This window comes from Vibrio sp. V09_P4A23P171 (assembly GCF_963875615.1).
GTDB lineage: Bacteria > Pseudomonadota > Gammaproteobacteria > Enterobacterales > Vibrionaceae > Vibrio > Vibrio anguillarum.
Map to the genome: position 1 here is coordinate 143,725 of NZ_CAWNMR010000022.1, position 26,349 is coordinate 170,073.

18 protein-coding genes and 1 pseudogene are annotated in these 26,349 nt (G+C 45.8%); 5 read left to right on the forward strand and 14 right to left on the reverse strand.

What is annotated here, in order from left to right; translation table 11 throughout:
* Positions 1–101: 101 nt before the first annotated feature.
* The 3 genes from clpX to tig form a co-directional block, all read right to left on the reverse strand.
* Positions 102–1,382 (reverse strand): ATP-dependent protease ATP-binding subunit ClpX, encoded by a 1,281-nt coding sequence (clpX, locus tag AACT23_RS08525; RefSeq protein WP_013857185.1) that lies wholly within the window; start codon positions 1,380–1,382, stop codon positions 102–104.
* Between the two features lie 83 nt (positions 1,383–1,465).
* Complete coding sequence (gene clpP, locus AACT23_RS08530; protein ID WP_010317461.1) at positions 1,466–2,092, reverse strand: ATP-dependent Clp endopeptidase proteolytic subunit ClpP; 627 nt, start codon at positions 2,090–2,092, stop codon at positions 1,466–1,468.
* Positions 2,093–2,197: 105 nt separating this feature from the next.
* The gene (gene tig, locus AACT23_RS08535) at positions 2,198–3,499 is read right to left on the reverse strand and encodes a trigger factor (protein WP_013857186.1); all 1,302 of its coding nucleotides are present in this window, start codon (positions 3,497–3,499) and stop codon (positions 2,198–2,200) included.
* Positions 3,500–4,080: 581 nt separating this feature from the next.
* On the opposite strand from tig, the gene AACT23_RS08540 reads away from it, so the two are divergent.
* The gene (locus tag AACT23_RS08540; RefSeq protein WP_094129464.1) at positions 4,081–5,868 is read left to right on the forward strand and encodes a sensor histidine kinase; all 1,788 of its coding nucleotides are present in this window, start codon (positions 4,081–4,083) and stop codon (positions 5,866–5,868) included.
* Positions 5,869–5,917: 49 nt separating this feature from the next.
* Positions 5,918–7,258, forward strand: a complete 1,341-nt coding sequence (locus tag AACT23_RS08545; RefSeq protein WP_094129467.1) for a sigma-54-dependent transcriptional regulator — start codon at positions 5,918–5,920, stop codon at positions 7,256–7,258.
* A 49-nt stretch (positions 7,259–7,307) separates the two neighbouring features.
* Here the strand turns inward: AACT23_RS08545 and AACT23_RS08550 are convergent, their stop codons facing one another.
* The 7 genes from AACT23_RS08550 to AACT23_RS08580 form a co-directional block, all read right to left on the reverse strand.
* Positions 7,308–8,669, reverse strand: coding sequence for a TRAP transporter large permease (locus tag AACT23_RS08550; protein ID WP_013857190.1), 1,362 nt, complete (start codon positions 8,667–8,669; stop codon positions 7,308–7,310).
* Positions 8,670–8,672: 3 nt separating this feature from the next.
* Positions 8,673–9,359: a TRAP transporter small permease gene (locus AACT23_RS08555; protein ID WP_094129675.1), complete on the reverse strand. Its 687-nt coding sequence runs from the start codon at positions 9,357–9,359 to the stop codon at positions 8,673–8,675.
* A gap of 133 nt (positions 9,360–9,492) precedes the next feature.
* Positions 9,493–10,488, reverse strand: a complete 996-nt coding sequence (locus tag AACT23_RS08560) for a TRAP transporter substrate-binding protein (RefSeq protein ID WP_017044592.1) — start codon at positions 10,486–10,488, stop codon at positions 9,493–9,495.
* A gap of 458 nt (positions 10,489–10,946) precedes the next feature.
* A complete protein-coding gene (locus AACT23_RS08565) occupies positions 10,947–12,200 on the reverse strand; it encodes an ABC transporter substrate-binding protein (protein WP_094129470.1) in 1,254 nt (417 codons plus the stop codon).
* Between the two features lie 147 nt (positions 12,201–12,347).
* A complete protein-coding gene (locus AACT23_RS08570; RefSeq protein WP_088732168.1) occupies positions 12,348–13,802 on the reverse strand; it encodes an ATP-binding protein in 1,455 nt (484 codons plus the stop codon).
* A gap of 2 nt (positions 13,803–13,804) precedes the next feature.
* On the reverse strand, positions 13,805–14,533 hold the full coding sequence (locus tag AACT23_RS08575) for a response regulator (protein WP_026028047.1): 729 nt from the start codon (positions 14,531–14,533) through the stop codon (positions 13,805–13,807).
* Between the two features lie 117 nt (positions 14,534–14,650).
* Positions 14,651–16,120, reverse strand: coding sequence for a protein adenylyltransferase SelO (locus tag AACT23_RS08580; RefSeq protein WP_094129473.1), 1,470 nt, complete (start codon positions 16,118–16,120; stop codon positions 14,651–14,653).
* A 123-nt stretch (positions 16,121–16,243) separates the two neighbouring features.
* Here AACT23_RS08580 and AACT23_RS08585 point away from each other — a divergent pair, with 123 nt between their 5' ends.
* The gene (locus tag AACT23_RS08585) at positions 16,244–17,611 is read left to right on the forward strand and encodes an L-serine ammonia-lyase (protein WP_094129476.1); all 1,368 of its coding nucleotides are present in this window, start codon (positions 16,244–16,246) and stop codon (positions 17,609–17,611) included.
* 47 nt (positions 17,612–17,658) lie between these two features.
* On the opposite strand, the gene AACT23_RS08590 is transcribed toward AACT23_RS08585, so the two are convergent.
* Positions 17,659–18,432, reverse strand: coding sequence for a hypothetical protein (locus AACT23_RS08590; RefSeq protein WP_094129479.1), 774 nt, complete (start codon positions 18,430–18,432; stop codon positions 17,659–17,661).
* A 324-nt stretch (positions 18,433–18,756) separates the two neighbouring features.
* Here AACT23_RS08590 and AACT23_RS08595 point away from each other — a divergent pair, with 324 nt between their 5' ends.
* A complete protein-coding gene (locus tag AACT23_RS08595) occupies positions 18,757–19,995 on the forward strand; it encodes a DEAD/DEAH box helicase (protein ID WP_094129482.1) in 1,239 nt (412 codons plus the stop codon).
* Positions 19,996–20,192: 197 nt separating this feature from the next.
* Positions 20,193–21,974 (forward strand): alpha-amylase family protein, encoded by a 1,782-nt coding sequence (locus AACT23_RS08600; RefSeq protein WP_094129485.1) that lies wholly within the window; start codon positions 20,193–20,195, stop codon positions 21,972–21,974.
* A gap of 97 nt (positions 21,975–22,071) precedes the next feature.
* On the opposite strand, the pseudogene AACT23_RS08605 reads toward AACT23_RS08600, so the two are convergent.
* The 3 genes and pseudogenes from AACT23_RS08605 to AACT23_RS08615 all read right to left on the reverse strand — a co-directional run bounded on the left by AACT23_RS08605 (position 22,072) and on the right by AACT23_RS08615 (position 26,029).
* A pseudogene (locus AACT23_RS08605) lies at positions 22,072–23,609 on the reverse strand (BCCT family transporter).
* A complete protein-coding gene (locus AACT23_RS08610; protein WP_094129488.1) occupies positions 23,596–24,495 on the reverse strand; it encodes a homocysteine S-methyltransferase family protein in 900 nt (299 codons plus the stop codon). Before AACT23_RS08610 ends, AACT23_RS08605 begins: the two are co-directional and overlap by 14 nt.
* A 202-nt stretch (positions 24,496–24,697) precedes the next feature.
* The gene (locus AACT23_RS08615) at positions 24,698–26,029 is read right to left on the reverse strand and encodes a ferredoxin reductase family protein (protein ID WP_176428680.1); all 1,332 of its coding nucleotides are present in this window, start codon (positions 26,027–26,029) and stop codon (positions 24,698–24,700) included.
* Positions 26,030–26,349 lie beyond the last annotated feature (320 nt).

Below are 26,349 nucleotides of genomic sequence, written 5' to 3' on the forward strand. Positions count from 1 at the left end.
CAACTGATTACCGAGTATATGGGGGCTAACTCACTGGATTCAATAACAGAATAAAAAAAAGGAGGTATTTGCTACCTCCTTTAAATATTTCTGATTGAGATTTACTCTGCGCCAGCCGCTTGGCTCTCATTTCCGCTGTAAATTAGTAGCGGTTGTGATTCACCATTAATGACTGATTCATCGATAACCACTTTACTGACATCGTTTACCGATGGCAGTTCATACATGGTTTCGAGTAGTACACCTTCCAATATTGAGCGTAAACCACGTGCGCCCGTTTTGCGGTTCATTGCTTTTTTTGCAATGGCGCGCAATGCGTCTTCACGAAACTCTAGGTCAACGTTCTCTAACTCAAACAAGGCTGCGTACTGTTTCGTCAGCGCGTTTTTCGGCTCACACAAGATTTGAATCAGTGCTTCTTCATCCAGCTCTGTCAAGGTAGCCGTTACGGGAAGACGACCGATAAATTCAGGGATCAACCCATATTTTACCAAATCTTCAGGCTCTACTTGATTGAACAACTCACCGATAGTTTTGGTTTCATCTTTAGAACGAACTTCCGCACCAAAGCCAATACCTGAACCTGTCGCAACACGTTGTTCAATCACTTTATCTAGGCCCGCAAATGCACCACCACAGATAAAGAGGATTTTAGATGTGTCTACCTGTAAAAACTCTTGTTGTGGATGCTTACGGCCACCTTGCGGCGGAACCGAAGCGATAGTGCCTTCCACCAATTTCAACAGCGCTTGCTGAACCCCTTCACCTGAGACATCTCGGGTAATTGACGGATTTTCTGCTTTACGAGAAATCTTATCAATTTCATCGATGTAGACGATACCACGTTCCGCTTTTGCAACGTCATAATCACATTTTTGCAGCAGCTTTTGGATGATGTTTTCAACATCTTCGCCGACATAACCTGCTTCAGTTAATGTGGTGGCGTCTGCCATTGTGAAAGGTACGTCTAGGAAACGAGCTAATGTTTCTGCAAGCAGTGTTTTACCACTACCTGTTGGGCCAATAAGAAGAATATTACTCTTACCTAACTCAACCCCATCGCTCGTTTTATCACCGTTTCGTAAACGCTTGTAGTGATTATATACGGCCACTGCGAGCACTTTTTTTGCATGTTCCTGGCCAATCACATAGTCATCAAGATGTTCACGGATCTTATGCGGCGTAGGTAACGCCTCAGATTCCTTTTTTGGCAGAACATCCTTAATCTCTTCACGAATGATGTCGTTACATAAATCAACGCATTCATCACAGATGTAAACAGAAGGACCGGCGATCAGCTTGCGAACTTCGTGCTGGCTTTTGCCACAGAAAGAGCAATACAACAGTTTACTACTACCGCTCTCTTTGCTTTTGTCTGTCATTCGCTAACCTCTTAGCCTTTACTTTTAATCGTCTGAGTGTAACTCAAATTACGCCAAAATGCGTTAAACAATTCTGAGAACTGTTATTCGCCGCGGTGACGCAAGACTGCATCGACTAAACCGTATTCCACAGCTTGGTCAGCAGACATAAAGTTATCACGGTCGGTATCACGCTCGATAACTTCAAGCGGTTGGCCTGTATGCTCAGCAAGCAATTTGTTGAGTTTTTGCTTGATGGTAAGGATCTCTTGAGCATGGATCTGGATATCCGAAGCTTGGCCTTGGAAACCACCTAAAGGCTGATGAATCATCACGCGTGAGTTAGGCAACACATAACGTTTCCCCGGAGCGCCACCAGCCAATAGGAATGCTCCCATTGAACAAGCTTGGCCCATACAAACAGTGCTAACATTCGGCTTGATGAACTGCATGGTGTCATAAATTGACATACCAGCAGTCACACTACCTCCTGGCGAGTTGATGTAGAGGAAAATATCTTTATCAGGGTTTTCCGATTCTAAAAACAACAGCTGCGCTACAACAAGGTTAGCCATGTGATCTTCAACTTGACCCGTTAAGAAAATCACTCGTTCTTTGAGTAGGCGAGAATAAATATCGTATGAGCGCTCACCGCGGGAAGTCTGCTCAACCACCATGGGTACTAGCGCGTCAAAAATTGGCGACATTGCGTTTTTTTCTTGGTAGCTCATATTGTTATGTCCCTAAAATAAATGGCCCGAATGATGGGTATCACACGGACCATTGTTAGCAGAATAGTTGACCTGTAGTCAACCACCTACGCTACATATTGCTTATTAAGCAGGTTGCTGGTTCATTAGCTCATTGAAGCTAACAGCCTTTTCAGAAACCTGTGCTTTAGCAATGATCGCGTCGATTGCTTGCTCTTCTAGAGCAAGATTACGCATGTTGTTCATCATTTGCTGATTTTGAGAATAGTATGCCATTACTTCAGCTGGATCTTCGTACGCTGTTGCCATCTCTTCGATCAATGCTTTCACTTTATCTTCGTCAGCTTTTAGCTCTTCAGACTTGATCACTTCACCAAGAAGTAGGCCAACCACTACGCGACGTTTTGCTTGTTCTTCGAACAATTCACGTGGTAGTTGAGCGGCGGCTTCTGGGTTACCGCCAAAGCGTTGCGCAGCTTGTTGACGCAGTACGTCGATCTCTTGATCGATCAGTGCAGAAGGAACATTGATATCGTTCTCTTTTACTAGACCTTCAATCGCTTGCTCTTTAATGCGGTTTTTTACTGCTTGCTTAAGTTCACGTTCCATATTCTTGCGAACTTCAGCTTTCAGCGCTTCAACGCCACCTTCAGCGACACCGAATTTGGCAACGAACTCGTCGTTTAACTCTGGTAATTCACGCACTTCAACTTTGTTGATTTTAATTGCGAATTTCGCCGCTTTACCTTTTAGATTTTCCGCGTGGTAATCTTCAGGGAAGTTAACGTCGATTTCAAATTCCATACCTTTGGTTTTGCCAACGATACCGTCTTCAAAACCAGGGATCATGCGACCTGCACCCATTTCTAGAGGGAAGTTTTCAGCTTTACCGCCTTCAAACTCAACGCCATCAATAGAACCAACGAAATCAATCGTCGCGCGCGAACCCGCTTCCGCAGCTGCGTCTACTTCTTTCCACGTTGCTTGTTGCTTGCGTAACGTTTCTAGCATCTCAGCAACGTCTTCTTCCTTCACTTCAACCGCTGGTTTTTCAACAGTGATGTTTTCTAGACCTTTTAACTCAACTTCTGGATATACTTCAAAAGTTGCATTGAAAACAAGGTCTTGGCCTTCTTCGATAGAAACTGGTGCGAATGTTGGTGCGCCTGCTGGGTTGATTTTCTCTTTTACGATAGCTTCAATGAAGTGGCGTTGCATCACTTCGCCCATGACGTCTTGACGTACCGCTTTACCGTACATTTGCGCAACCATTTTCAAAGGCACTTTGCCTTTGCGGAAACCATCGAAACGACGATTCTTAGCGATATTGCGTAGCTCTTTTGTAACTGCATCTTCGATGTTAGCAGCAGGAACAGTAATATTCAGACGGCGCTCTAGGCCTTCTAGCGTTTCAACAGTAACTTGCATTATTTATAAACCTCAAAACTGGCCCAGTATTTCTGAGCAATATGAGCCGCAACTTAGGCGATGCCTTGTGCTTGGCTGCATCCTTGTGTTGTGCTCTATCCGAACACTTATATTAAAACCAGCATCAACATTGGCCAAAAGACCCAATATTGGACTAATAAGCGATATCTTTAGAGACTCTAATGCATCACAAAAGGTATCTCTGATTAGTCTCAGGACAGAAAATTTAGACGCGACATTCTACCGACCAGAATCAGTGCTGTCGAGCCAATCACCGCAGAGAGATGATTCCGTACCCTAAATTGCTTTCTAAGTGCTAAAAATTCCACCAACGTGAAAAAGCACAGTTTTGAAATGGGGACAATAAAGGCTTTTTCAAGGGAATCGAGGCTTTTTTTACCCCAAAAGCGTAAAAAGAGATCTTGCTCCTGTTTTGCACCCCACAATTGCGCTCTTTTTAAACATCACCCAAAGGAAAACCAGTAGAATTATGAGTCAATGCTGGGAGCATTATCACTTGCAAAAATGGATATCTCTCGCAAAAGAACTGCCCTTGTCGCGCCGCTGAACATGGAGAAAGGATGCTACATATTCGCCGAGTAAACCTTATTTTTGTAACGTTATTCCTTTTATCTACCGCGGCTGGGGCGCATTTTGTTTGGCGGCACAACTATCAAAGTTTATTGATTGAACATCAAGCTCAGCTAGAGCGATTCTCTAGCCACATCACCACAAAACTTGATAAATATGCACATATCCCAAGATTGCTAGCCAAAGATAAAGAACTCATTGACGCTTTACACAGCCCCAGCAATAGCGCCCAAATTGAAATCACTAATCGCTATTTAGAACAGGTCAATGAAGTGATTCAAGCCGCTGACACCTACCTCATCGACCAATATGGCAACACGATCGCAGCAAGCAACTGGCACCTCACTCATTCATTTATTGGCCGAAACTTCGCTTGGCGGCCTTACTTTAAAACGGCCATAACTGGGCAAGAGAGCCAATATTTTGCGTTAGGATCAACATCGGGGCAACGAGGATATTACTACTCCTACCCTATCGTTTATGCCGCGGATGTCATTGGCGTAGTGGTAGTGAAGATGGATCTTTCCGCGATTGAGGAAAACTGGCAGAGCAAACAAAGCTATTTTGTCGCCACCGACAGCAACAACATTATTTTCATGTCCAGCCAACCGGAGTGGCTGTTTAAAAGTGTTGCCATGCTGAGCGAAAGCGATCGAATTGCGGTTCAAAATAGCCGCCAATATCTTGATACCTCCATTCGCTCACTCGGATTGATCGGCGATTTCAGCGCATCCGTTGCCGAATGGGAAAATCCTTATCAAACTTGGATTAAAGGCGATTTCATCGTTTCAACCAAACCGCTGCCCAGTATCGGGCTAAACATTCGGGTTTTATCGCCCAAAATAAACATTTTCTGGGATAGCTTTGGATTTACTCTGATCAACAGCATGCTGTTTGCCATCGTCTACTTAGGGCTATTACTGGTTCATCACCGCCAGCTCAAACAGCGCCAAATCGAACAGTTACAGTCTGAAGCAAAACAAAAATTAGAGTTTCTGGTGATGGAGCGAACCTCTGCACTGCACGCGGAAATTGCGGAGCGAAGTAAAACAGAGAGCATGTTACGCCAAACTCAAGATGAATTGATCCAAGCAGCGAAACTGGCTGTGCTTGGGCAAATGTCCGCCAGTATTAGTCACGAGCTGAATAACCCACTGGCCGCTATCCGCAGTTTTGCCGACAATGGGCGGCGTTTTTTAGCCAATGGTAAGCCGGAACGGACCGATGACAACTTGACTCGCATTTCAGCGCTCACCGAACGCATGGCTAAAATCAGTGAACAGCTCAAATCGTTTGCGCGAAAAAGTAACACCGATGAGAAAGTGAACGCGCAATTATTACCGATTATTTTGTCGACAAAAGAGTTGATGCAACCGCAATTTAAATCGAATTTGATTCAGTTTGAGATGGAATTACCCGCGATGGATCTTTGGGTGCGTGTCAATCCAATCCAACTAGAACAAGTCTTGATTAACTTGCTAACCAACGCGATGCAGGCCCTTGAGGAACAGCATCAAAAATGCGTTCGTTTGAGCACTGAGTGCAAAGCCTCTCAAGTGTTGATCCATATTGATGATAACGGCCCGGGAATTACACAAGAAAAAATAGCCCATCTTTTCGAACCGTTTTTCACCACGAAAAAAAATGGCTTAGGCTTAGGCTTGTCGATTTCACAGCAGATAATACAAAGCATGGACGGTGAGTTAACGATGGCCAGTTCACCGCAGTGTGGGGCGCGATTTTCAGTCTCTCTACCGATCGTTACGCCAAGCGTGTGATTTACAGAGAAAGTATGGTTTAAAGATAAAAAGCAGTTAAGGACAACCAATGTGTGATGTATTTTTTATCGATGATGAGGCGGATATCCGTATCGCCATTGCGCAAAGTTTCGAGCTCGCCGACCTCACAGCGCGGTTATTTTCGAGTGCGGAAGAAGCTTTACTGGCGGCCAAAGCAGACGGGCTGCCTCTTGTGGTGGTGAGCGATATTTGCTTACCTGGCCTCAGTGGCCAGAGCTTACTCAACTCGATTCATCATCAAGATGCTGAGGTCCCTGTTATTTTGATCACAGGACATGGCGATATTTCGATGGCCGTACAAGCGATGCACGATGGCGCATACGATTTTATCGAAAAACCTTTTGCTACTGAACGCTTGATAGAAACCATCCACCGCGCGATAGAAAAACGCCACTTAACGTTAGAAAATCAGCAGCTAAAACGCAGCTTAAAAGCGAGCCAAACTCTTGGACCACGCATTATCGGTAATACTGGCAACATCCAAGCGTTAAGGGACACCATCACTCATGTCGCCGACACTCAGGCTGACATTCTACTGTTTGGCGAAACTGGCACAGGAAAGGAGCTGGTTGCTCGCTCGTTACATGAGCAGAGTTCTCGCCGCGAGCTCAATTTCGTCGCACTGAACTGCGGCGCAGTGCCTGAAAATTTGATAGAAAGTGAACTTTACGGCCATGAAAAAGGCGCCTTTACTGGCGCTGAAACCAAACGCATTGGCAAATTTGAACACGCACAAGGCGGCACCTTATTTCTAGACGAGATTGAATCAATGCCGATGCAGGCACAAATTCGTTTATTACGCGTATTGCAAGAAAGAGTCATTGAACGTGTTGGGTCCAACACCTTGATCCCTCTGGATATTCGAGTCATAGCCGCAACAAAAGTCGATTTAAAGCAAGCAGCTCAAGCAGGCACCTTTCGTCAAGATCTCTACTATCGCTTAAACATTGTCACATTAGATATTCCACCACTTCGCCAACGTAAAGAGGATATTCCTGCGCTTTTCCATCACTTTTTGTTAGTGGCCGCGGCTCGTTACGGTAAAGCGGCAACCGCACTCTCTCAACCTGAAATGCAGCGCTTAATCAGCCATGACTGGCCGGGAAACGTGCGCGAACTACGCAACGCCGCAGAGCGCTATGTGCTATTGGGGAAACTGGCTCAGTTAGACGACAGCGAGCCATCACAAAAATTACCCACCCATTTAGTCGAACAAGTGGCCGAATTTGAAAAATCCGTGATCGAACAAGCATTGATTGAGTGTGGTGGGCGTATCAATGAAACAATGGAAAGGCTCAACGTACCGCGTAAAACGTTGTACGACAAAATGCAGCGTTACGGATTAGACAAAGAGCTCTATAAAATATAGAGCTCTAATAACATGCCGCAGCCATAGAAATTTCAGGTCAGCATTTTGGTTACTTAGTGATGATTTCCGGCCCCATTAAGGTGGTTGGTAACCAAGTGGAAATCCAAGGCACGTAGGTCACAATCATCAAAAATAGGAACATAATCGCCACCCACGGTAGCGCCGCTTTCACCACATTCATCATCGACATTTTGGCTACCCCTGCGGTGACAAACAAGTTTAACCCGACGGGCGGTGTGATCATCCCTATTTCCATGTTCACCACCATCATGATCCCAAGGTGAATGGGGTCAATACCGAGTGCGATGGCGATGGGGAAGACCAATGGAGCAACAATGATCAGCAGCCCTGATGGCTCCATAAACTGACCACCAAGTAGCAGTAATATGTTGACTACAATCAAAAATGTTATAGGCCCGAGACCGGCGGAAAGCATCGATTCAGCAATAATTTGCGGAATGCGCTCTTCGGTCAGAACATGTTTCAATATCAATGCATTGGCGATAATAAACAGCAGCATGATGGTCAGTTTGCCTGCATCAAACAAAGTCGCTTGCGTATCTTTATGGAAAAAGGCTTGCACGATTTTGACCAAGGCAGGTTTGGTATTTTCTTTGTCGGCGAAAGGCCCCATATCTTTGTAAACAAAATTGGCAATCAAGAAAGCGTATACCGCTGCCACCGCAGCCGCTTCGGTTGGCGTAAAGATACCACCGTAAATCCCGCCGAGAATGATCACCACCAGCAACAAACCCCAGCTGGCATCTTTGGCGGCGAAGATCGCTTCTTTCCAACCCACAAAAGGTTGTTTCGGCAGGTTTTTAATTCGTGCAAAAATGTAGATAGCAACAATCAGCATCAAACCCGCTAATAAACCTGGGATCACACCGCCTAAAAACATGCGCCCTACCGATACATCGGTCGCGGCTGCGTACACGACCATCACAATCGAAGGTGGGATCAAGATGCCCAATGTGCCAGCATTACAAATAACCCCAGCGGCAAACTCTTTGCTGTAGCCATTTTTGACCATTCCAGCAATAACAATACTGCCGATCGCCACCACTGTCGCCGGTGAAGAACCTGACAGCGCTGCAAACATCATACAGGCCACTACCGAAGCAATCGCCAGCCCTCCCCGAAACCAACCCACCATAGCGATAGCGAAACGGATAATGCGTTTTGCCACACCTCCGGTTGACATAAAGCTGGAAGCCAAAATAAAAAATGGAATCGCAAGCAAAGTGTAATGGCCTTCAAAAGCGTTAAACAAGGTTTGAGCCACTGACGCTAAAGAAGTATCGGAGTGCCAAAGTAGGAACAGAACGCTGGATAATCCGAGCGAGATAGCAATGGGTACACCGACTAGCATAAAGCCGATGACCATAACAAACAGCAGTAAAATATCCATGAATTAACGCTCCTTGCGAGAATCAATAGGCGGGGTCGCTTCGCGGTTCGGCTCTAATATGGTCTCGCTCACTTGTGCCATTTCCGCTTTCAGCGCTTCAAGATCTTCCTCGGCTTCATGGCCAGAAATCATTCTGTCTAACTTACCGCTGAGAATTTGATAGGCGATTTGTAAAAAGCGAAAAGTGAGTAATCCCATTCCGATAGGCAATGCCATGTATGGAATAAAGCGCGGCATTTTTTCATAGCGCTCCCCTTCATTGAGCCAATCGGAGAGAAATTGCAGCATTTCCGGCATAGGAATATCGTCGGTTTCATACCAAGCACGCTCAGTCGCAAACGGATACCAGTAATTCCACGAACCGATGAGCAGTAAAATAGAAAAGGTTAAACAACAAGCCACCGCGATCAGTGCAGACACTTTTCGCATGGTTGCAGGCACCATGTTAATGACCACATCAACTCCGATGTGAAAGTGTTTCTTTACCCCATAGGACGCACCAACCAGTACCATCCATGCAAACATGAACACGGTTAATTCCAATGCCCATAAAATGTTGCCGTTAAAAACATAGCGATAAACAACGTTAACGAACGTTAATAAGGTCATCGAGCCCAAGAAGAATGCAATCAGCATTTCTTCAATCGCATCGGTAAATCGGCCGACTTTAGAGAAAAAAGAGTGTTCCATGTGATACATCGCTCTCATAGTAATTATCGGAATTGACTCAAGGTCACCGCACGGCTTCAGGTTAGTTATCAATGAGACGAGCAATAAACGCGTTGAGTCCAACCCCACCACACAAGGTGGGGTTGGAGGCTGATTATTTGTTTGAAGCCAGCGCTGCCTCAATCAAATCTGAACCGATGTCTTTTTCAAATTTCTGCCACACAGGCTTCAGCGTTGTAACCCATTGCTGGCGCTGTTCAGGTGTGAGAGTGCGGATCACGCCTCCGGCTTCCAATACATATTGTCTATTTTGGAGCTCGACTTTATTTGATTCCGCATTACGCGCTTCAGTGACTTCTTTTAAAATGGTCGCGAACTGGTCACGCACATCGGCTGGTAGGCTGTCCCACCACTTGCTCGATGTCACCACTAGGTAGTCCAAAATGCCGTGATCGGTTTCGGTAATGCCATCTTGCACTTCAAAGAATTTCTTACCGTAAATGTTGGACCATGTATTTTCTTGACCATCAATAACTTTGGTTTGCAAACCTCCATACACTTCTGCAAAAGACATTTTTTGCGGGTTTGCACCAAGCTGCTCAAACTGAGCCACCAGTACATCAGATGCTTGCACGCGGAACTTTAATCCTTTTGCATCCGCCGGAACGAGTAGAGGTTTATTGGCTGACATCTGTTTCATACCGTTATGCCAAAACTCCAACCCTTTCACACCACGACGTGTCATTGAATTTTTCAGTTTTTCACCGTCAGCCGAGTTTTGGAAACGGTCAACTGCGTCCACATCCTCAAATAGGAATGGCAGGTCAAAAATACGGAATTTTTTGGTGAATTTTTCAAATTTTGATAATGAAGGCGCCGCTAGCTGCACATCGCCGTTTAGCATGGCTTCCAATACTTTGTCGTCATCGTATAAGGTTGAATTAGGGAAAACTTGTAGGCAAGCCTTACCATTCATCTCCTTATTAACACGCTCTTCAAGCAGCGAAGCCGCAATGCCTTTAGGGTGCTTATCTGTATTCGTGACGTGGCTAAATTTAATGACGATTTCGCCGGGGTCGCAATTTGCGGCCGCATTAAAACTGGTTACAGCAAGAATGGAAGCGGTCAGCAAAGTCAGTGGCTTTAACATTATTATTCTCCTTGATTGAACATATCAGCCCCATCAATGGGTGCTGGTTGTTTTCTATAAGGCAATTAACAAGCCAACATGACACATTTAATTAACAAGCCAGTAACCATAAGGTGTCACCAGCTATTCAGTTAACAACAACCCATAGAATCTTATGATAGAAAGCAAAAATGGGTAGAAAATGACCCAAGGAATATGAATTTTGGGTGGGAAATGACACCCAGCTAAATCCATCAGAGGGTGGCGATGAGAATGACGAAAAAATGTGAAACAGGAAGGAAGCGCACCCTCCGCCCAAACAGCAAGCCTAGTTTGGGCACTCCCCCCGAGCTCTTTATCGGAGAGCGCGCTAATTGGTTAGAACCGACAGATTATGTTAGTAGCACACAGAAAGTGGTGTGCTACAAGAAGAGGGTGAGCAGGCAGGCTAAAAAACCTACCCACTCTGGGGGTTAGGGCTACATCGCAGCTTTCACCGCTTTCGCTAGTTTTTGTGCTGCTTGTTTTGGATCCGCTTTTGGATCATTGAAGAAGTTCGTTACGACATCAAAAATCGCGCCTTGGGCATAGCTGGTTGTCGACATACCATGGGCAATACTGGGCACAAGGTTGTTGGACTTAGCCGTCGCTTTAAAGGCCGCCATTGAGTCCAACGCGCACTGGTCAAATTTTGACATATTCATATCTGTGCGTACCGGGATCGAGCCTTTGTTGAGGTTAAATACCTCTTGGAATTTAGGATCTAGGATCGTGGCGGCTAGCGCTTTTTGCGCCTGCTTATTGTCTGCATCAGTTAGCTCAAAAAAGACAAAACTATCGACATTATGGATAAATTGATCGGCCGTACCTGGCGCGGCAACGCACAGGTAATCTTTACCCGCAACTTTGCTCGCTGCGGTAAACTCACCTTTTGCCCAGTCGCCCATGATCTGCATCGCCGCTTCACCATTTATCACCATTGAAGTCGCAACGTTCCAATCACGGCCCGGAGAGTTAACATCAATGTAGTCATGAACTTTTTTAAACTGGATAAACACGTCAACCATTTTGTCGCCCGCGAGCACAGCCATATCAAGCTCAACAAACGCTTTCACGTAATCTTGTGAGCCAAGCACGCTCAACGCCACCGTTTCAAAAACCGTCGCGTCTTGCCAAGGTTGACCACCGTGCGCCAGTGGCACATAACCCGCGGCTTTGATCTTATCGCCCGCAACAAAAAACTCGTCTAACGTGGTTGGCACTTTAGCACCCACTTTAGCCAGTACCGCAGGGTTAACCCACAACCAGTTGACGCGATGCACGTTAACTGGCACGGCCACATACTGGCCATTCCACTTCATGACATTGGTGATCATCGGTGGTACGACTTCATCCCAACCACCCTGTTTGGCTACGTCATTAAGGTTCGTGAGAAAACCAAGCCCCGCCCATTCTTGAATATCGTGTCCTTTAATTTGAGCCGCCGACGGTGGGTTACCCGACACCGCGCGCGTTTTCAATACCGTCATGGCACTTTCACCACCACCACCTGCGACAGCGAAATCTTTCCAACTATGGCCTTGCTGCTCCAACATTTCGGTGAGCACAGCTATCGACTTGGCTTCACCACCGGAAGTCCACCAATGGAGTACTTCCACTTCACCAGCGTGAGTCGAAGGGATGGAAGAGACAGAGAGGAAAGATAAAGCAAGCAGAGTGTTATGAAATTTCATCATCATCTTCCTTGGTTTTGATTCGGCAAACCTGATTCGCAAACTTTTATTAACCATTAAAGTGCTGATCGTTTACCTACTAGTCTAATCAAAGAAAATTTTTTTCGTTGAAACAAACCGTAATTTTAACGTAACGAAAGCGTTACACTACACCGCTAACGTAGGTGGGATAAAGACTTGTGCTTCCAGACCACCATGAGCTGGATTGCGTAAAATGAGATCTCCGCCGTGTCCATGTAAAATACTTCGGCATATTCCAAGGCCAAGACCGTGGCCTTGGTCATCATCGGCAAGGCGAAAATAGGGCTCAAAGACCGCTTCTAATTTATCTATCGGGATCCCCGGGCCTTGGTCTTGAATGGTGATAACCACCCACTCTGGATTTTCTTCCAACTTCACCCACACTTGCTGACCATACTTCACGCCATTGCCAATCAAGTTTGTCAATACTCGTTGAATAGCTAGAGGCTTAGCGATTATCGGTTCAAGCTGTGTAGGCGTAAAATGGACCACTTGGCAAGTTAAGTTGTACCCTTCAGCAATCGTCTGAATCATCTCATTGAGATCAATACTGCTGTTATTTTCGTGTAAATCGGTATCTCGCACGCACTGCAATGCCCCTTTAACCATCATCTCTAGCTCATCGAGATCGCGGTTAAATTTTTCGCGCTTAACATCGCTTTCGAGCAATTCAGCCCTTAGGCGTAAGCGGGTGATGGGTGTTTTTAAATCATGAGAGATGGCCGAAAACAGATGCTCTCTATCGGCCACGTAACGTCGAATTCGTTGCTGCATACGATTGAATGCGCGGGTCGCCGTGATCAATTCTGTCGCCCCCTCTTCACGCAAGGGACGCTGGGCAATATCCATACTCATCTCATTCGCCGCTTTGGCTAAATTTCTCAGTGGCCGAACTTGGCGGCGCATAAGCAAGTAGGTCAACGCTAACAAAATGGTGGTGGAAAAAAAGAGAAATAAGATCTGCTCTTTTCTTAGTAGAGTGTCATCCAATTTCACGTATGGAGCGGGAAGTAGCGCCGCCACGTAAACCCATTCATGGCTTGATAGTTCGATTTGCACCACCAGCACTGGCGGGTTTAACGGTTCAAGTGTGAGTGTATGGTAGGCCCACGACTTGGGTAAGTCGCTGAGAAAAATATCGTTTTTTAGTAACCGCAAATGTTCTGGTTTAGTAAATTCAACTTGAATACTCTCAACGTTATTGAGCTTTTGTTGCAACACTTCCCTCACCGCATCGACTGAGGCTCGCTTGAGCGGCGTATCGATAATCGGCTCCACAGTCAATGGCTCTTTATTGAATGAGACAAAAAAACGGGTTCCCCCCATATTGCGAATTTGATCCAGCACGATATGCCGATACTTGACGGGTAGTGATTGAAAAAAGGTCACGGTGGAAGCAAACATACCTGCCATGCTAGAAGAAACGGAACTGATCCCTTCCAACTCTTTTTGTTTAGATTGGCTGTACCAAATCGCCGTTGCAATGCCCTGCGCTATCACCACCGCCAACAAAGTCAGCAGCAGTGTTCGTGAGACAAGAGAGTTGGGTTTTAAGCGTGAAAAGAGACGTCTTAGCGTCATTTTTAATGGCCGTAACTGACCGGAACGGCCAGAATATAGCCGTTGCCACGCATAGTTTTAATGTAGTGAGGGTATTTTGCACTATCACCCAATCGCTGACGTAAACGGCTAAGTTGCACGTCGATACCTCGCTCAAAAGGGAGCGCTTCACGTCCACGAGTAGCAAATGAGATGGTATCGCGATCAAGCACTTCCTTAGGCCGGGTTAAAAACAGCATCAGTAGTGCAAAATCACTGCCCGACAAGTCATGCTCATCGGCACGCTCTAGATGTGTAATTCGGTGTGACAAGGTATCGAGTTGCCAATCACCAAACGTAATCTGTTTGGGCAGCGCATCGGTTGTTTTTTCATCATTGACTTGTACCCGGCGCAGCAAAGCCTTGATGCGCGCCATTAACTGACGCGGGTTGAAAGGTTTCGCCACATAATCATCCGCACCAATTTCTAAACCAATGATTTGGTCAGTTTCATCAGAAACCGCGGTCAACATAATGATAGGAACGTTCGAATGACGACGGATTTTTTGGCATAAAGTAAAACCATCGTCTCCGGGCATCATCACATCCAACAAAATAAGATCGGGATAACTGTTACGTTCCAAATAGGCTAATAGCTCGATGCCATCCGCGGTGGTGACGATATCAAAACCAGACTTCGTCAAGTACTCATCTAATAATTGCCGAATCTCTTCGTCATCATCCACGACTAGAATGCGCGTTCTTGCCTGCATGTCCACTATCCATATTTTCAACTGATCGGCCTAGTGTAGCTATAGGTCATTTTTTTGATTATTGATATTTATGTAAAGTTTGAATTCTGTCTAGATAGAGATCACAAAATGCGTTACTTATGAGGAACAACTGATTTCCATTTTTTTCCCCCATTCAGGAGGAAGCTGGGCAAAATGACTCTTTTCTGGCTGCTCAGCATAAGGGTTGGCTAACAATTGTGCTAATTGGTGCACTTGTTGGTAATCACCTTGTTCTGCTTTATCGATCGCTTGTTGAGCCAAATAATTACGCAAAATATATTTCGGATTCACTTTTCTCATCTCTGCGCAGCGCTGCTCAATCGAAATCGCGTTCCCCGAACTGTCGATTTCTCGCTCACAACGAGCCAGATACTGTTCAAGCCAAGACTGAGCGGCAGCGCGGTCAATGAAGAGATCCAATACAGGTTGCTCCCCTTCTCGATCCAAGTTGGATAGTTGCCGGAAAAAGCGAGTGTAGTCGGTGTGATTTTTGGTTAATAACTCAAACATTTGCTCAAACAACACAGAATCACCGGACAGAGAGGCCAACACCCCCAATTTACGACGCATTTGCTGGCTAAAATAACGGCCGAGCTGCGCTTCAAACTGAGCGAGAGCCGCTTCCAGATCGCTTCTTTCAACTAACGGTGACAATGCATGTGCTAAAGCGGACAGGTTCCACAACGCCACGCGCGGCTGCTGATCAAACGCGTAGCGGCCTTGATAATCGGAGTGATTGCCAATATAAGTCGGTTCATAATCGTCGAGAAAAGCAAAAGGACCGTAGTCAAAGGTTTGACCGAGAATTGACATGTTGTCGGTATTCATCACACCATGGGCAAATCCAACCGCTTGCCAATCGGCAATCATCTTAGCAGTACGCTCAACAATGTGACTAAACATCGCCGCATAAGGTTTTTCTTCTGTAAGGCAATCAGGGTAATGCCACTCAATCACTTTATCAGCCAGTTGCTTTTGCTCTGCTAATTGGTTGGTATAGAAAAAATGTTCAAAATGACCAAAGCGAATATGGCTCTGCGCTACACGTACCAGCAGCGCACCTCGCTCTTGTTTTTCTCGATAAACGGGCGTGTCACTGCTCATCATCGCTAATGCTCTTGTGGTCGCAATCCCAAGGCCCGCCATCGCCTCACTACACAAGTATTCACGAATAGTGGAGCGCAGTACGGCGCGGCCATCCCCCATACGCGAATAAGGCGTAAGCCCTGCACCTTTCAAATGCAGATCATACACTTCACCCGTTTTACTCTCGATTTCGGCCAACAGTAACCCACGGCCATCACCTAAATCAGGGTTATAAATACCAAATTGATGGCCCGCGTATTTCATCGCTAATGGCTTAAATTGCGTGGGAATAACTTGGCCAGACAGGCTGTGCAGTAGCTCATCATTAGGTTGTGTTGGTAAAGACAAATCGCCAGCCAGTGAGGCATTCCAAGCAACCCAACGCACATTGTCTAAAGGCGCTGGGTTCACTTGAGAATAAAAAACCGAGGGTAATTCACCATAGCGAGTGTGCAGTGTTACTTGATCCCAAATCGACATGCGAAGTCCTCATAATATGGTTTTTGGTTAGACTTTTGCACGTTAGCAAATACTTGAGCTCTAGACTAGGGTATTATTAGGCAAAGTTGTCACCTATTACAGGTCACATTCAAGGTGAAGTCGATGTTATCCATTTTTGATATTTTTAAAATTGGTGTGGGCCCTTCTAGCTCACACACCAATGGGCCAATGATTGCAGGCTATCAATTTAGCCAAATCATTGCTGATTTAACGCAAGTGGCAAGAGTGCAGATTGACCTTTACGGTTCATTATCACTTACAGGACGTGGCCACCACACTGATCGGGCCGTGATATTAGGTCTGCTGGGCAATAAGCCTGACACCATCAAAATCACCAGCGCCAATCAAGCGCTAGCGCATGCTATTGAACACGGTGAGCTTAATTTAGCGGGAAAAAAGCTCATTCCATTCCAGCTAAAAACTGACCTCCTCTTCCAAAATACTAATCTTCCCTTACATGAAAATGGTATGACGATTACCGCTTTTGGAGCGCAAGGAGAAACGTTAGCCTTTGAAACTTACTACTCGGTGGGAGGCGGTTTTGTTGCTACCGCCAAAGAGTTGGAACACGGTAGTGCAAATGCACCCGTGGAGGTCGAATTTCCTTTTACTTCTGCTGATGAATTACTCTTTAAAGCCGAAAAACATGGCTTAAGTTTAGGCAGTCTCGTTTTGCGCAATGAAATAGCATTTCATGACCTTAAAACGATTAACCACAAAGCCGATCAAATCTGGAAAGTGATGTCGCTCTGCATGCAGCGCGGCTTTGAAACGGAAGGCATTCTCGAAGGTGGGTTGCATGTCACGCGCCGCGCACCAGCACTGCTCAAAAAGCTGGAAGCTAACGCGGCGATTGAAAGTGACCCAATGGAGATCATGGACTGGATTAACCTGTTTGCTTTCGCGGTCAGTGAAGAAAATGCAGCGGGAGGGCAAGTGGTTACCTCGCCAACCAATGGCGCGGCAGGAGTGATACCCGCCGTATTAATGTATTACCACCGCTTTATCCGAGAGCTTGACACTAAGCAGTTGAAAGATTTTCTCGCCGTGGCTGGCGCTATTGGTATTTTGTACAAAACCAATGCTTCTATTTCAGGGGCCGAAGTAGGCTGTCAAGGAGAGATTGGAGTCTCTTCCTCAATGGCAGCGGCAGGGTTGACCGCGCTAAGAGGTGGCAGCAACGAACAAATTTGCATGGCGGCTGAAATTGCCATGGAGCATTCATTGGGTATGACATGCGACCCAATGGGTGGCTTAGTTCAAGTCCCTTGCATCGAACGCAATGCAATGGGAGCTGTGAAAGCGATTAACGCTTCACGCATGGCCCTAAAACGGACCAGCAAATGCTTAATTTCTCTAGATAAAGTGATTGAGACCATGTACCAGACGGGGAAAGATATGAATCGGAAATATCGTGAAACCTCGTTAGGCGGCTTAGCGTTAATCCACCTATCACCACCTTGTGAATAGTAATACCGTTCAATCCTCATCAAGCCCTGTGTGAATACAGGGCTTATTTAAGCGGTAAATTCAGGAATGCGTAACTCTTGGTTCTGGGTAATCGCTTCTCGCTGCACAATCCACTGAAAGCTGAGCGACAACACACAAACCTCAACCGCACAAACCACTAACCAGACGAGTGACAATAGTAATGTCAATGGCAGAAAATGCAGATTAAACAAGGGCTGTAGTAGTGCGTTGATAAGCATGGGGATCACACCTATCAGCACAAATAGTGCTTTGGCGTGGGGCTTTGACATTTGCCACGCGGCACTCAAACCTCTAGGTTGATGATCTAGTGCTGTTGCTGGCAAAACTAATGACCAGCGGGAGATAAACCAGCCAATAGGCAGCATTGCGGCATAGGTACAAAGCTGGATTAACCACATTGGCATAGTCACTATATTTGCCAGCGAGCCAATGATAAACATGGGTATGACTAGAATGGCAAACAGCATAGCGCCTAAAGCAGCCCACCATCCAATAAAGCGCAATTCACGCGAACTTAAATAAAAAATCGTGCTCAAACGGCAAGATTTTTCACCCAGCAGAACCAAACGATGCAAGCGCACTGTCGCCATCGCCGCCGTTACCGTATAAAGCACATAAACAATCACATTCGTTAATGTAAACAACTGTTGTGGATCATCAAAGTCAACAACACCAATCGTGAAATAGAGATTCACCACCAAAAAAGGTGAAGATTGCAGCATGAGAGTCAGCCAATTTTTTTGGACTAATTTTAACGCACTCACCACAGTATACTGAATCGGTAGCTGCTGATATTCCATGAATCTATTCCCTGACAAATAAGTAAGGTTAATATATCGAAAATAGATCCCACTTGTTCTAAAAGCTCTGTGATGCCAATCCAACTCCCTGCACTCATTGATAACAATCTTATTGGTATCTCATATTAGTGACTCGGCAACGAGGCGCTATTCTGAATAAGGAGACAATCGCTGACACTGAGGTATCTCACCGCATTTGAAGAGTTCATGCTAGAATGCGCCGAATTTGCGATGAGTTGCACTCAAAGTATTAGGGCGTAGCGCCTTACTATGAGAAAGCCATCGCTTGCTAACTGTTTTGACTTTTTAACTCTGAGAGCCCGCATGCCATTTTCCAACCTAGGATTGAGCGATCCAATCTTAAAAGCCGTTCACGAACTCGGCTATTCTGCCCCAACACCGATTCAAGAACAGGCAATCCCTGCCATTTTGACGGGTAAAAATGTCATTGCGGCAGCGCAAACCGGCACGGGTAAAACCGCTAGCTTTGTACTGCCCATTTTGCAGATGCTTAGTCAAGGAACAACTCAGCGCGCCAAACGTGTTCGCGCATTAATTTTAGCGCCCACGCGCGAATTGGCTCTGCAAGTAGAAGAGAACATCACGCAATACGCAAAATATTTACCATTAACCTCGCTTGCAATGTATGGCGGTGTCGATTCGCAAAAACAAAAACAACGCTTGATTGAAGGGGTGGATATTTTAATCGCCACGCCGGGGCGCTTGCTTGATATGTATGGACAACGTGCCGTTCATTTTGATGAGCTTGAAGTGTTGGTGATGGATGAAGCTGACCGCATGCTCGACATGGGTTTCATTGAAGACATCAATAAAATTGTTGATCGCCTACCACTAAACCGTCAGAACTTACTGTTTTCGGCGACCCTTTCTCGTCCAGTGCGTGAGTTGGCCAAATCAGCCATTAATGATCCGATTGAAATTGATGTCGCTGGTTACAACCGCACGCCAAATCAAATTGATCAGTGGATTATCACTGTCGATAAAGATCAAAAATCTGCACTACTGAGCCATTTGATTACTGAAAACCAATGGCAACAAGCGATGATTTTCATCGAAACCAAACACGGTGCGGCAAAGCTGGCGAGCCAACTGGAAAAGCGTGGCATTGCGGCAGAGGCGTTTCACAGTGGCCGTAGCCAAGAAGTTCGTGAAAAATTATTAGCCGATTTCAAAGCAGGTAAACTGCAATTTTTGATTGCAACGGGCGTTGCCGCGCGCGGTATTGATATTGATAACTTAGAAAGAGTGGTGAATTACGACTTGCCTTATCCTGCGGAGAACTACATTCACCGTATTGGACGAACCGGTCGTGCTGGTGCAACCGGTGAAGCAATTTCGCTCGTATCACGCGATGATTTTAAAAACTTGTGCATGATTGAAAGCCGCTTAGGACATTTGCTTGTGCGTAAAGAAATTGAAGGTTTCACACCGAAAAAAGACGTGCCTATTTCCATTTTAAATTACCACTTGAAAAAGCGTGATAACGAGCACTCAGGTGCACCGCGTCGTAGCCCTCGCCCTAAACAAGAAAAACGCTCATAAGCATAATGCTTTTTTACAAATCCCACCGCCCGGTGGGATTTTGTTGACTAAACCATTCCCGCATCACACTTTTACGCCCTCTTTCTCTCTACGCCCCAAAATCACTACTCAAGGATGATTCTGTCTTCATCAACTTCTATTAGCCTGCAACTCATCTCCTATTTCTCGCATCCCATCATCGCTTAGGTTGACACGTTATGGCTTACAACAAATACACTATCTATCAAGTTTTCACGCGCTTATTCGGTAATACAAACTGTTGCTACACACCTTGGGCAACGAAAGAACAAAATGGCGTCGGTAAATTAAGTGACTTCACTGACGATGCACTCAATGCAATTCATCAACTTGGGATCACTCATATTTGGTATACCGGTGTTTTACATCACGCACTGGTGGGTGATTACCGTGCATGGGGAATAGAGAATGATCACCCAAGTGTTGTCAAAGGTAGAGCGGGCTCGCCTTACGCCATTAAAGACTACTATTCGATAAACCCTGATTTAGCCCACGACCCAGCTCAGCGCAATCACGAATTTGAAGCCTTGATTAAGCGTACACACCAAGCGGGCATGAAAGTCATCATTGACATTGTCCCTAACCACGTGGCGCGCCAATATCAAGGGCTCAATAACCCTCTCGGGGTCAATGATTTTGGTGAAAATGATGATACCAGTGTGCAATACGCCAGGGACAATAACTTCTATTACCTACCCGACACCTCCTTTAAACTGCCAGATATTCCCACCTCATTGCTACCGTTGGGCGGTGAATGCCACCCAGATTTAGCCACCCCGTTTTACGAACACCCCGCAAAATGGACAGGCAATGGATCTCGTTTAGCCAAACCGAACATCGATGATTGGTATGAAACCGTCAAAATAAACTACGGCATCAAACCTGATGGAGGCAAAGATTTTGCCGAGCTTCCGCAGCAATACCGTTTCCTATCTCACCTTGAACACGCCGTTTTCTGGCAAGACAAAAGTGTCCCAGATTCATGGCGTAAATTTAGGGATATCGCTCTTTATTGGCTCGATAAAGGCGTGGATGGCTTTCGTTATGATATGGCCGAAATGGTACCGATTGAATTTTGGAGCTATCTCAACTCGGCAATTAAACTACACAACCCCGATGCTTTTTTAATGGCAGAGGTGTATCAGCCAGATTTATACCGCGATTACATCCAGCTCGGGAAAATGGACTATCTGTACGACAAAGTCGACCTTTACGATAGTCTCAAAGCCATCATGCAAGGACACGGCTCTACCAAAGAGATTGGTCGTATTGAATATCAACTGCGCGACATTGAGCATCACATGCTGCATTTCTTGGAAAACCATGACGAGCAGAGAATTGCCTCGCCTGAATTTGCAGGGGAAGCACATAAAGCACGCCCAGCCATGTTGATTTCAGCCTGTTTATCCAGCTCACCAACCTTGCTTTATTTTGGGCAAGAAGTGGGCGAACCGGGAGCGGAACATGCCGGCTTTGGCCAGCCTTCTCGCACCTCTATTTTTGACTATATCGGTGTTCCACAACACCAAAAATGGATGAATAACGGCGCATTTGATGGTGGCCAATTAAACGAGAGCGAGAAGCAGCTGCGCCATTTCTACTCAACATTACTGAATTTAGTCAAACAGAGCCCCGCACTGACCGGTGAATATCATGATCTGTACGCCGCCAATGTTGAACACTTCTCCGACCAACAAGATTACTTATTTGCCTTTGCTCGCTCTAACCCGTCACAAAAGCTGATCATCGCAGCGAACTTCAGTGCCACAAGTGGCAAAACCGTAAAACTGCATTTACCTAAAGCATTGACCACTTATTGGCAGTTAACCTGTGGTGAGCACACTTTATTCGATCCGCTAAATCAACAAACGCTGACGCTCTTCGTCAACGAACAAGAGAGCTATGTGATGATCGACTTCACCCCACTTTCGACCCATTTCATGGTTCTCAATAATATTTAAACCTCAAAGAGAGTCATTGGTCTTCTTTCAATACAACAAGCCAGCATCTTCATCGTGCTGGCTTGTTTTGCTAAACGCTATAAGGTTAAGGCTTGCTTTAAGTGACTTTCATTAACACGGGCTCTTGATCAGATTCCCGCTTATGCTGATTGGGCAAAATGCCTAAAGTATGTAAAAAGGTTTTGAGCATGATGGCGTAAATGAACATCATAGGAAGGCCTGCGACCACACAAAGCGACTTAATGGTTTCAATCCCTCCCCCAGCCAAAAATACACTTAAACTGATCAGCCCAATCGCACAGGCCCAAAGCAATTTTACTCGATTATCGGGATCACCATTCAAAGCCAATTCATTGGTGGTGAGCATCGCCGTCGCAACACTCGCACTGGACATAGTGGTCAGCATCAATAAAAACTGAATGAGCAGAAATAGCCCAAGCACCCCATTTCCCCCAGGCAAGGTTTTTATCAATGAAACCACTGCGTAGGTTAAGCCACCTTCTGCCATCCAGCCCTGAACGGGTAAACCGCCCAGCATTTGAGCCCACACCGCATAGCCACCAAAAATGGAGATAAAAAATGCGCAGCCCAAAGCGCCCATCGAGATGGTGTACAAAACCACTTCACGAATCGTTCGTCCACGAGAAATTCGCGTGATGAATAGGCCCATCATAATCAAGTACGCGTAATACCAAAACCAATAGTACTGAGTCCAGCCTTGTGCAAAACCACTTTGCTGAACAGGGTCTGTCCACAATGACATTCTAAAGAAATTATCCAACATCACGCCCAGTGAGTCAGTGAAACTATTAAGAATGAAAGAAGGTTGAGTCGCCAATAATACAAACAGGGCAAACAACACCGCCATGCTGACTGTCCAGTTAGAAATCATGTTGATGCCTTGATTAAAACCAACCCCCATCACAACCACTAACGCAGCCACAAAAAGCACAATAATTGTGCCTTGTAAGCCAAGGCTATTCTCAATCTGTAACAGCTCTGCCACACCGGCGCTGACCAAGGTCACAGTTAAGGCTAGAGAGCTAGCAAACGCGGCCAACGTACCAAAAATCGACAATAGATCGATACTTTTTGCCACCAAAGGATGGTCACCCACTACCGAAGAACACAAACTGGAAACTTTTAACGTGCGTTTTTTTTGTACATAAAATGCATAAGCAAACGGAATCGCTGGAAAGCAGTAAATCGCCCAGCCTGTAATACCCCAATGAAAAATAGAGTAGGTAACGGCCCATGCCGCAGCAGGATAACTATTAGGCTCAGCAAATAACGGCGGTGATTGTAAGTAATACATCGGTTCACCTATCGCCCCAAGAAAATGAGTGACGCCCCGACGCCAGCGGTAAAAATCATCCCGCCGTAAGAAAAATTACTGTATTCGGTTTTTTCTTCACCTAAACGAATACGGCCGTATTTCGAACACGCTAGCCACAGTAAAAAAACCACTAACGCCAAACTTGCCATCTGTACTAACCAGCCAAACCAGTGGCTCACCCAACCCATAGCTTGCGCCGCCATCGCTTGAGAGGTGGCTGGATAAAGCGCAGATACCGTTAACAAAACAAGCACTAACGCAATCGCAGGAAAAGCCAACCCATAATTAAGATTTTTCAAAACTGCGCCTCCATTCATAAAGTGCTTGAATATGGCGAGGGGTGATGCCACAACATCCGCCGATCACGGTTGCACCGAGGGCATACCACTGCTTGGCAAATGCGAGATAATTTTCTGCACTAAACTCACGCATGGCTTGTACGGTTTCGTTAGCGGCGTGATCCGATTTAATCGGCGTAAAACTGTTTGCATAAACGCCGATTTCAATCTTTTGCGCTCGGCCTTCCAACACCATTTTCGCCTGTTGAATGGCATCAGCCATCACCTCGGGTATTGAGCAGTTAAAGAAAATACCCGCCCCACCCGCAGAATAGATTTGTTCTGCGGCTTCAGACACTGACTGCCCAGAACGCAATTGTGCGATATTAGAGTCATCTTTCAGAGTCAGTGCGTAATAGCAAGGCTTGGTTGATGAGGCAAACACCGATTGAATCATGCTCAACTCTTCTAAACTGGCAATCGTCTCCGCTAACCAGACGTCCACATAAGGATCTTGTGCTTGATACAAAGTGAGTGAAATCGCTCGTGCGACTTCGGCTTGAAAGAGATCAGGCCGATAGCTTCCCATAGCCGGTGGCATAGAACCCGCCACTAAAATCGGACGTTCTGACTGTTGTGCTACTTCCGCAGCAATCTGCGCGGCTAAGTTCGCTAACCTTGCACCATCGGTTTGATATAGTGACTCGCCCAAGTGAAAAGGGACACACGCATAGCTATTCACCGTGATGATGTCGGCACCGCTATCAATAAATCCTTGGTGAGCTAAACGAACATGTTGTGGAGATTCAATCAGCGCTTGCGCGCTCCAAAGTGGCTGAGAAAAAGGAGCGCCAATTCTTTTTAATTCACGCCCCATGCCACCATCAAGAAGGGTTAATTTGCTCATAATATCGTATCCATAATGCTTTATTGGTCAGTGCCATTGAAGCATACCGTGAGCAAGATCATAGTGAATAACATTGAAGTGCAATATGAATTTTATTCAAGTAAGTGACTTGATTTATCTATTCTTTTTCGCAAGGTCACTATCTGTTGTTCGTGCTGTAATTCTTAGAAAACATGGGGCTTGGTCATTTCACAACAAATACTCAACGCATCATAAACCACTCTTCATGGAACTGAGTTTCAACGTCTACATGGTAAGGCTTCAACGCCTGTTTTAAAGTCCGTGAAAACGCAACAGGGCCACAAAAGAAAAACTCAAAACCGCGTAAATCACCACACTGGCGAGCAATAGTCTCAGCAGACAAATGCGGCGCAATGCTTGAATCAATCACTGTGAGGGAGACACCTGCACGCAATGCTTTCTGCTTAAGCTCATCACACAGGGCTTGCTCTGCATGATGGCAGCAGAAGAACAGATAAGTAGCCGGATGCGCTTTTACCGTGTGTAAATAATCTAACCCAGCCATAAATGGAGCGATGCCGACACCGCCACCAATCCAGACTTGTGGCCTATCACTATAAAACTCAAATCGTCCATATGGACCTTCGACCTCAATCGGCTCACCCACGGTAATTCTCTTATAAAGGCCAGTGGTAAAATCGCCGAGCTCTTTGATCAAAAATCGCAGCTCATTAGCCTTATTGTACGAAGCAATAGTAAACGGATGCGGCTCTTCGCCAACAAAACTCAAATAGGCAAACTGCCCTGCTTTGTGTCCGGGCCAAGGTTTCTCCATCTTAATTCTTAAATCTAACGTTTGGCTCGCTGCGCAGTAGTGGCATGCGCTAATCTTCGCTGAATAACGTGCATTTCGGCCCACAAATCCAAGCAAACTGTAGACTGCTGCCGCGGAGCCAAGCGCAATAAACATCAACACTAACCAATAAATCGGCCAGCCCCAATACGCCTTTTTCAACAATAATACCGAATGCCCAGCCAGCAAAAGGTACACCACCGCCATCAAACGGTGCGATAAGCGAAACGGTTTGTATTTAATGGTTAGCCACAGTGATACACCCACCAGCAGCAATAATGAGTAGAACCCCCATTCGCCAATGGCTAACCCCATCGGGCGCATCTCTTTTACCCAAAGCGCAAAACCCGACAAGTTCCCCTGTGGGCCAGAGCCATTGAGCCGATTAGGTTTAGTCAGGAGCTCAAGTGCGATCATCCATTTCGGTATCTGGTAACAAAGCCAGTGAAATAAACCAAGCAACGTGGCCGAAATGCCCAGCCATTTGTGTATCCGATAGCCTTTATCGATTCCTTGTGTCCACTGCTCAACAAGGGGCAAACGAAGCGCCAGCACCATAGCCAATGACATCGCCACAATGGACAAAATGCCCGACCACTGGATAAAAGCCGATCGCCACTTGAAGAGGTTTTCAGACACCAAAAGCGTTGGCTCGGCTTGCATCCATAATACCGAGACAACCACCATCACAATCAATACCGTTTTGCTTACTCTGCTCATCACAATAACCACTTAAATAGAAAGGTTATCTAAGAGTAACAAGCACAACGTAAAGTAGATGAAGTAACAAGTAAATCTGTGTAAAGACGACAATCCAAGCTCTTTAAGCGCTATGTCCTTTTTATTGAACGCAGAAAAATCTGACCAATCAAACAACGCTGATCTTCCGCACGATAATCTTAGGGAGGGTCACTGAATTCTGTTAGAATGCGGCCCCTTCAACTAGCGTGTTAAGAGATGATCATTCGTGATGCCACGTTGTTTGAATAAAAAACCAACGAAAACCATACACCCCTGCTGGCCTCGGTTAGTGAACTACT

Coding starts and splice junctions, on each gene's coding strand:
- AACT23_RS08570 (WP_088732168.1), bottom strand. CDS start 13,802: ATGACGCTAAGACGTCTCTTTTCACGCTTAAAACCCAACTCTCTTGTC.
- clpP (WP_010317461.1), bottom strand. CDS start 2,092: ATGAGCTACCAAGAAAAAAACGCAATGTCGCCAATTTTTGACGCGCTA.
- AACT23_RS08580 (WP_094129473.1), bottom strand. CDS start 16,120: ATGTCGATTTGGGATCAAGTAACACTGCACACTCGCTATGGTGAATTA.
- AACT23_RS08555 (WP_094129675.1), bottom strand. CDS start 9,359: ATGGAACACTCTTTTTTCTCTAAAGTCGGCCGATTTACCGATGCGATT.
- AACT23_RS08610 (WP_094129488.1), bottom strand. CDS start 24,495: ATGAGCAAATTAACCCTTCTTGATGGTGGCATGGGGCGTGAATTAAAA.
- AACT23_RS08560 (WP_017044592.1), bottom strand. CDS start 10,488: ATGTTAAAGCCACTGACTTTGCTGACCGCTTCCATTCTTGCTGTAACC.
- AACT23_RS08565 (WP_094129470.1), bottom strand. CDS start 12,200: ATGAAATTTCATAACACTCTGCTTGCTTTATCTTTCCTCTCTGTCTCT.
- tig (WP_013857186.1), bottom strand. CDS start 3,499: ATGCAAGTTACTGTTGAAACGCTAGAAGGCCTAGAGCGCCGTCTGAAT.
- AACT23_RS08595 (WP_094129482.1), top strand. CDS start 18,757: ATGCCATTTTCCAACCTAGGATTGAGCGATCCAATCTTAAAAGCCGTT.
- AACT23_RS08575 (WP_026028047.1), bottom strand. CDS start 14,533: ATGCAGGCAAGAACGCGCATTCTAGTCGTGGATGATGACGAAGAGATT.
- AACT23_RS08540 (WP_094129464.1), top strand. CDS start 4,081: ATGCTACATATTCGCCGAGTAAACCTTATTTTTGTAACGTTATTCCTT.
- clpX (WP_013857185.1), bottom strand. CDS start 1,382: ATGACAGACAAAAGCAAAGAGAGCGGTAGTAGTAAACTGTTGTATTGC.
- AACT23_RS08600 (WP_094129485.1), top strand. CDS start 20,193: ATGGCTTACAACAAATACACTATCTATCAAGTTTTCACGCGCTTATTC.
- AACT23_RS08615 (WP_176428680.1), bottom strand. CDS start 26,029: ATGAGCAGAGTAAGCAAAACGGTATTGATTGTGATGGTGGTTGTCTCG.
- AACT23_RS08550 (WP_013857190.1), bottom strand. CDS start 8,669: ATGGATATTTTACTGCTGTTTGTTATGGTCATCGGCTTTATGCTAGTC.
- AACT23_RS08545 (WP_094129467.1), top strand. CDS start 5,918: ATGTGTGATGTATTTTTTATCGATGATGAGGCGGATATCCGTATCGCC.
- AACT23_RS08585 (WP_094129476.1), top strand. CDS start 16,244: ATGTTATCCATTTTTGATATTTTTAAAATTGGTGTGGGCCCTTCTAGC.
- AACT23_RS08590 (WP_094129479.1), bottom strand. CDS start 18,432: ATGGAATATCAGCAGCTACCGATTCAGTATACTGTGGTGAGTGCGTTA.